Source organism: Rheinheimera sp. (genome assembly GCF_037442345.1).
GTDB lineage: Bacteria > Pseudomonadota > Gammaproteobacteria > Enterobacterales > Alteromonadaceae > Pararheinheimera.
This window is the reverse complement of record NZ_JBBIQL010000006.1, coordinates 137000-144166: the sequence shown is the minus strand read 5'-3', so window position 1 is coordinate 144166 and position 7167 is coordinate 137000. Positions and strand designations below refer to the sequence as shown.

Genomic DNA, 7167 nt, shown 5'->3' with positions numbered 1-7167 from the left:
GCCTGAGCCAAAAGGGTCGGAAATCAGGTAAGTGCTGCAATAACCAACAAAGGTGATAAAAAGCGCAATCAGCAGCGCCGTCACCCGATTCAGTTTGTCGGTGAGAATACCAAACAGCGGCGCGCCAAACAGTGCCACACTCTGGGCTATCGCCACAATAATGCCGGCTTTTTTCAGCGCCTCAGCGCCCGACATGCCAGCCTGTTCAGTGCCGTAATGCGACAACCACAAGGTCATAAAGGCGCCGACAATAGTCAGGTTGGCCCGTGACACAAATGCCGCGCCATAAGCCAAAGCTATGCCTGGTTCACGGGCGGCTTTGACGCCGTCCACCATCAAAGACCAAATGCTTTGTTTATGGGTTTGTTCTGCCGGCTGATGCGCCTTTAAGCCACGCACTGACAACAATCCAACCGCCACTGAAAAACCTGCCACAATCAGATAGGTTTGGGTACCGGCCTGAACAGCCGACATGCCCTGCTGCTGAAAAATGGCTGGTAAGCGTAGCAACACAAACAGCGCAATGACGGCGCCGACACCGTTGCACACCCCCTGCAACCCGGCCGCTTTGCCACGGTTAATGTCTTTGGCGTAATCAGCCAGTAAGGTCACAATCATGCAGGTGGCTGATGCGATACCCAGGCCATAAATCACCCGGTAGATAATCAGCTCATTGACGCTTTGGGCATGTGGGTAGAGGTACATGGCGACAGCCACCAGCAAAAAGCCCAGCACCATAATTAAGCGGCGGCCCAGTTTGTCCGATAAAGCGCCCCACACCCCGACCGAACCAATAATGGCCATTTCGCCCCAGAAGTTCAGCTTGCCGCTGACCACACCTTGGGCGTCGGTTGGAATATGCATAATTTCGTTAAACAAAAATGGCTGAAAGGCATTAATAAAAGTGCCGAGTAAAATGGTGGCGACGCAGGTGAGGTAGAAGGTCGACATATGCCAGCCGGTGACGCCATCGTTGACCCGGATGCCTAAGTATTTTTTTTCGATCACTGACTCTGACATGCTGCTTCCTATAACTGTGCACTGTGGCTAAAACGAGGGGCCTGCGATGGCACCTGACGATGGGTTTGATACAGCATCCAGGCCGCGGCTAACAGCGCCCCCTGAGTAAAGGCATTGAGTATTTGCTCCACCCACTGCACGGCTTCATGCTGATGTCCGGCGCGGGCCAGGCCGGCCAGCACAAAAACCCCGACTAAATTCAGCACAAATAACCAGGCGCTGCCGCGAAGTTTCAGTTGCAGGCTATGCCGTACCGCGTGCCAGATAAAGACCACATTGGACACTGTCACCAGCACCAGCAAGGCTAAGAACCATCTGCGCTGTTCAGGAAAAGTCAGCGCCAGATAACCGGCCACCACGGCAAAAACTGCAATAATCAACCAGGGCCAGGCGATGGCTGAACGCGACACTACACGCTGTTGATAAAAAGCCCGGGCTGCCCATAAGTAGTAAGTCAGCAAGGTAAAACCAGGGGCCAGCAAAATAAAAAACATATTATTCAGTACCGGGTAATGCACATCTGTGGCGGCGATCAGGAATTTCCAGAACACCTTGCAAAAACCACCGGCAATAATAAGTACAGCCGAAGCCAAAGCCTGCCATTTGATGGCCGGGTTAATCAGGCCCAAAGTCCTCGCCAGATAAAGTAAACCCGCGCTGGATAGCAGCACTGGCACAAAATCAAACAAGGCCAACGCCATGCTGTATTCAAACTCGTCCGTCATAGGTTCTCCTGCCCTGAGTAAATTTTCTCACTCAGCTTAGCGCATGTTATATTGATATATCAATTAATTCAAAGTAGAGTGATTTTATGTCATGGCTGCATCAACGCAAGACCAAATACAACAGATGCTATGACCAACAAAGTTAAAAAGGAATATCCATGATCCGTGTTGCTGCTGCCCAATTTGCTGTGACTAATAACGTGCAGGACAATTTAGCGACCTGCCTGCGCATGATCAAACAAGCCGCTTTATGTTCACCTGATCTCATCGTGTTGCCGGAATTTGTGAATCACAACTCCTGGTATGACAATCAGGCCCACTGTTATGAAGTGGCTGTTAGTCTGGATGGTGACTTTATCAACAGCATCAAAGCCGCAGCGGCCGAATCCAGGGCTTATCTGGTATTGAATGCCACAGTAAAGCGCCCTGAGCGTGGCGAGCTGCACTGCACCGGCACCAGCTTACTGATTTCGCCGCAGGGCGAGTTGTTGGCGCAAAACAACAAGCAAGTGCTGGTCGGGCATGAAAATGATTTTCTCGACCCTGCCGACACTGTCGGGCCTGTGATCGACACCGCTATTGGCAAACTCGCCATGTACTCCTGCATGGATGGTGTGATCAACGAAACCCCAAGAGGATTGGCCCTTCGCGGCGCACAAATTCTCTGCAACAGCTTAAACTCCTTTGCGTTGGATGAAGGTGATTTGCATATCCCGGTGCGGGCAGCAGAAAACAAAGTTTTCGTAGTAGCAGCCAATAAAGTGGGCCCGCTGATCCCGGAAGCTTTGTTAGTGCCAGTATCGGAAGCCACCAGTATTCCGCTGCATTTCCTTAATGGCGCAGGAGACAGCCAGATAGTGGCGCCAGACGGCACTGTGCTGGCACTAGCCGGCAAAGGCGAAGAAGTGATTTGGGCCGATATAGACCCGTCCCTTGCGGATCACAAAACCAGGCCGGACGGCACCGACATCTTTAAACAACGCCGCCCACAGCTGTATCAGGCTTTGGGCGAAAACCCGGCTGAGCAGCCTTTACCCGAATTTACCGGCGCTTTGGATTTATCCGTTGCCGCTATCAGCATTGCCGCCAAAGGCACTGAGGCTTTGGCCGAAGCAGTTTCAGCCGTACAAGCCAATCCTCAGCATAAGCTGATTTGTTTACCCGAATTATTCTGGCTGGCTGGCACCCACTACGCTGAACAGCAAGTGGCGATGAGTGAACAGGTGGTAGCCAGTCTCACTGCCGCCTGCGCGCCGGATCAATACGTCGCCACCAGCATAGTGCGCCAGCATGGTGACAAACTGGCGCATTGTGCTGTGCTGATTAGCCACAAAGGTTTAGAACTGATCCAGGCTCAGGTGCATTTTTCGCAGCGTTTTGCCTGGTCGGCCTTAACCGACCAATTTGCAGTCTATGACAGCATTCACGGCAAACTGGCGCTTGTGCTGGAAGATGACGCCATTTATCCGGAAAGTTTCCGTCTGATCGCCATGCAAGGCTGTGAAGTGGTGCTGGCCCCTGTGCGTCAGCAGGAAAGCTGGCAATGCAAAACCGGTTTGCTGGAACGCGCCTCAGAAAACCGTGTCAATCTGGTGTCAGCCAGCACCCTGCCCCAGCACAATCTGATCTGCGTACTGCAAACAGAATTCACCATTATGACGCCATGGCAACAGCGTCAGTTTGACGGCCTGCTCAGTGCCGGGGTTCAGGTCAGTGGTCAGGCAGGGCATTATGTCACCAGCGCTACTGTGCATCCTCGTGCCGCTCATAATAAAGTGTGTTCACAAAACACTGATTTAATTAAAAATCGTCCATGGAAACTCATGCAGGCCATGCTGTAAGCCCCTGCAGGTTCAGACCACGACTCAGACAAAAACACAGAGAAAAACCATGTCACAAACTACTGAATTGTCTTTAGCTCAACAGTTATCCGACAGCACTGTCGACAACATAGTCGCCAAATATGGCATGCACGAAGTACTGGCCAGCGACGGCGGCCCTTTTATGACCTTAGTCAGCCATCTGCCTATGGCGCAGGGTGCGGTCGGCAAAGTACGAATTTTTGAAGGTGGCCCGCTGGCCAAGCTGGTGACCTGCTCCATAGTGGTGCCCCAAATTCAGCTGGACTCCCACATGCTGTACGGCTTTATGCCAGCGGACAGCGCAGTGCCGCACTTTACGCTCGACTCGGTCAAAGCAGGTGAACATTTTGCCTTCCACCTGGATTTAACACCACGGGTCGATTTAGGTGCTCACACCCACTACCTGAATCAGGTGTTCTGGCCCTTAACCGACCTATTTAACGCCGCCGAAGCCATAGAAGGCATAGAACACGCTCATATTTCACCACGCCAGCGCGCCATTATGTCGCCCTGGATGCTGGTGCACCGCGCCACAGAACCCGCCTTTAAAACCCTGTTCAGCCATGTCGCAGCTTATCGGGACTATTGGTATGACCTAGTCGACAAAGGTGTCGACAGCCCTGTGTCTGCAGCTGAACTGGCGGCAAGGGACAAAGCCAACCGCGCCGCTATTTTCAGCCCGGAGATTGACCCGGTGTGGCAGCGCATTGAAGGCCTGATTGGCACGCCAGACAGCGAACAGCTGCGCGCCATTCTGCGTGGTGAATAACCAATACACACAACAGAGCTCCAGCACCCAAGACGAACGAGCAAGCAGCAGACGAAGGGAAGTCCGATGAAATTAACAGCCGAACATTTTGTTGAAAACATGACAGCAGCAGAAAAGGCCAGAGCGCAGCGCGTTGAGAACATACTTCCGCTGATCAAAGAGGCGGCTGCGCAGGTAGACCGCAATGGAGAGTTTCATCTGCCACATGTCAAAACCTTCAGTGACGCCGGTTTGCTTGGGCTTATTATCCCGGAACAATACGGTGGTCTGGGCGGTGGTTTGCGTGATATGGCGGCTGCGACTTTTGCCTTGGGCACTGCCTGCCCCTCCACCGCGCTTTGCTTCTTTTTCCATTGCTCTTCGGCATCCAGGGGTTTGTTAGCGCTGGAAGCTTTAGAGGCAGGTTTATTTACCGAAGACGAAGCACCACAGGTCAAAGCCTTTGCTGAAAAAGTGCTGACCACTATGGGCAAGGATGGTAAATGGCTGGCGAACTTTGCCAGCGAATCAGTGAAGTCAGAAAAAGCCGCCATCACCATATCCACCAAAGCGAAAAAAGTCGAAGGCGGCTACCTGTTAAACGGGGTCAAAGCTTTTGGCTGTGCCACCGGCATTGCCGATCAATATCTGGTGACCGCCAGTCTGGAAGGCTATGAAGATGCCAGCGGCCTCACCACCTTTTTTGTCGAGAAAGACGCAAAGGGTGTCAGCGAACGGCAAAAATGGGACGCCATTGGCATGCGCGGCTCGGCCACTCATGGCCTGATTTTAAAAGATGTTTTTGTGGCGGACGACGATGCGTTAACCATTCCCGGTGCTTTTGTGCGCTGTATGCAAATGAGCCGTGGCAGCTTTGTTGGCAATCAGCTCGCCAGCATAGCCGTGTATTTAGGTCAGGCCTGGTCTATTTACCAGCAGACACTGCAGACCCTGACCAGCAGCAAGTTTGGCGACTCCGATAAATCCATCGCCAGCTCGCCAATGCACCAGCAATTGATAGGCCAAATGATGTGCGAGTTAGAAACCGCCACTTTGTGGTTACGCCGTCAGCTGGAACTGGAAACCGCCGAACCAGAAATTTTACCCAAACAAGAAGTGGTGAAGCGCTGGCGCTTATGCAAAGGCGTAGTGGCTGAAGCCGGTTTTAGTCTGGCCGTGAATGCACTGAAATGCACAGGCACCACAGGCACAGGCTTTTCTAACCCCAGTGCACACGGTTTACGTGAAATGGCAATGGCGTTGGTGCAGGCTTTCCCGGCTGAACGCGGCCGCCTGATGGCTGCGCAAATGGAAGTGGAAGGTGCTGAGCAGTCTCAATTTGGCGTAAAGCGTTAAGGCAGCAAACAAAAAATGAACCAGTTACCGCAACCACAAAACTATATCAACGGCCAGTGGCAGCAGCCTGAACTGAACCTGCTGCGGCCTTTGCACAATGCCAATACCGGCGAGCAAATTGGCTGGCAATACAGCAGCTCAGGCGCACAAATCAATACCGCCATGCACAGCGCCAGTCTGGCTTTTGCCAGCGGCCGCTGGTCGACATTAAGTTACGCAGAGCGCGCTGCTTATCTGGATAAAATTGCTCAGAATATTGGCCAGCACGCCAGCCACATTGAGTGGTGTGACTCAGTACAAACCGGTGTAGTGCAAAGCCTGACCAGACAATTTGCCGCAGTCTGCGCTATGGCGTTTAGCAATGCCGCCCAACTGCTGCGCGCTTTACCTGCCGAACAAGAGTTTGAAGGCCAAAGCCAAAACCGCATTGTCCTGGAACGGCTGCCGCTCGGCGTTGCTGCCATTATTGCGCCCTGGAATGCGCCTTCCGGTATTGCCTGCCATAAAATTGCCAGTGCGCTGGCGGCAGGCTGCCCTTTGATCTTCAAACCGTCGGAATGGGCGGCAGGTTCAGCTCAGGCCATAGCTCAGGCTATTGTCGATGCCGACTTACCGCACGGCACTTTTCAGCTGTTACATGGCGATGGAATTGTAGGGTCCTCTTTGTGTGCAGATGATCGTGTTGCTGCGGTTTCCTTTACCGGCGGCGCCATGGGTGGTGCTGCTGTGGGTGGAGTTTGTGGTGCGCATATTAAACCTGCCCAGTTGGAACTGGGTGGCAATAATGCCCTGGTGGTGCTGGAAAGTGCCGATCTGGACGCCGCCGCCGATGGCATTATCACAGGCCTCATCACCTTAAACGGCCAGTGGTGCCGGGCGCTTGGCCGCCTTATTGTGCACAGCTCTGTTGAAGCCAGCTTGCTGGATAAAGTTAAACAGCGGCTGGCCAAACTCAAGATTGGCGCCTCCACAGACGCCAGCAGCCAGATGGGGCCTTTAGTGCATCAGGGCCATTGGCAGCATGTGCAGCAACGTATGACTGAATACGCTGAACTGGGCGCAACACTTATTTGCCCTACTCCCATTTCTGCCGGGCTGAACGGCTGGTTTATGGCACCCACGTTGATCACAGGCCTGAGCGGTGAGCAGTGTCTGGAAGAGATTTTTGGCCCAGTCGCCACAGTGCATAGTTTCGACACCCCTGAACAAGCGACCCAACTGGCCAACCAAACTGCTTATGGTCTGGCCGCTTATGTCTTTGGCGAAGAAAAATCCGCCTGGCAAATGGCCCGCACCTTACGCGCTGGTGTGATCAAAATTAACGGTGTGTCGCTGTTTGCTTTGCGTGCTGATTTGCCCCGTGCCGCTTGGGGCAAAAGTGGCCTCGGCGATGAAGGCACCAAAGAAACCTTTGAGTTTTTCCGTGGCACCCGGGTGATAGGCGTGGCCTGAAACG

At 53.2% G+C, this 7167-nt stretch carries 6 protein-coding genes; 4 read left to right on the top strand and 2 right to left on the bottom strand.

From position 1 onward, the window contains the following. Both WKJ04_RS05145 and WKJ04_RS05140 read right to left on the bottom strand, forming a co-directional pair. Nucleotides 1-1020: MFS transporter (locus WKJ04_RS05145; protein WP_337879421.1), on the bottom strand; the 1020-nt coding region annotated here is incomplete at its 3' end. 8 nt (nt 1021-1028) lie between these two features. Continuing rightward, the gene (locus tag WKJ04_RS05140) at nt 1029-1745 is read right to left on the bottom strand and encodes a hypothetical protein (protein ID WP_337879420.1); all 717 of its coding nucleotides are present in this window, start codon (nt 1743-1745) and stop codon (nt 1029-1031) included. Between the two features lie 158 nt (nt 1746-1903). Between WKJ04_RS05140 and WKJ04_RS05135 the strand changes: the two genes are divergently transcribed. The 4 genes from WKJ04_RS05135 (at nt 1904) to WKJ04_RS05120 (ending at nt 7163) form a co-directional block, all read left to right on the top strand. Next, nucleotides 1904-3586 (top strand): nitrilase-related carbon-nitrogen hydrolase, encoded by a 1683-nt coding sequence (locus WKJ04_RS05135; protein ID WP_337879419.1) that lies wholly within the window; start codon nt 1904-1906, stop codon nt 3584-3586. Between the two features lie 49 nt (nt 3587-3635). Continuing rightward, nucleotides 3636-4376: a hypothetical protein gene (locus WKJ04_RS05130; protein WP_337879418.1), complete on the top strand. Its 741-nt coding sequence runs from the start codon at nt 3636-3638 to the stop codon at nt 4374-4376. A 66-nt stretch (nt 4377-4442) separates the two neighbouring features. Then, the gene (locus WKJ04_RS05125; RefSeq protein ID WP_337879417.1) at nt 4443-5711 is read left to right on the top strand and encodes an acyl-CoA dehydrogenase family protein; all 1269 of its coding nucleotides are present in this window, start codon (nt 4443-4445) and stop codon (nt 5709-5711) included. Nucleotides 5712-5726: 15 nt separating this feature from the next. Continuing rightward, complete coding sequence (locus WKJ04_RS05120; RefSeq protein WP_337879416.1) at nt 5727-7163, top strand: aldehyde dehydrogenase family protein; 1437 nt, start codon at nt 5727-5729, stop codon at nt 7161-7163. Nucleotides 7164-7167: the final 4 nt, after the last annotated feature.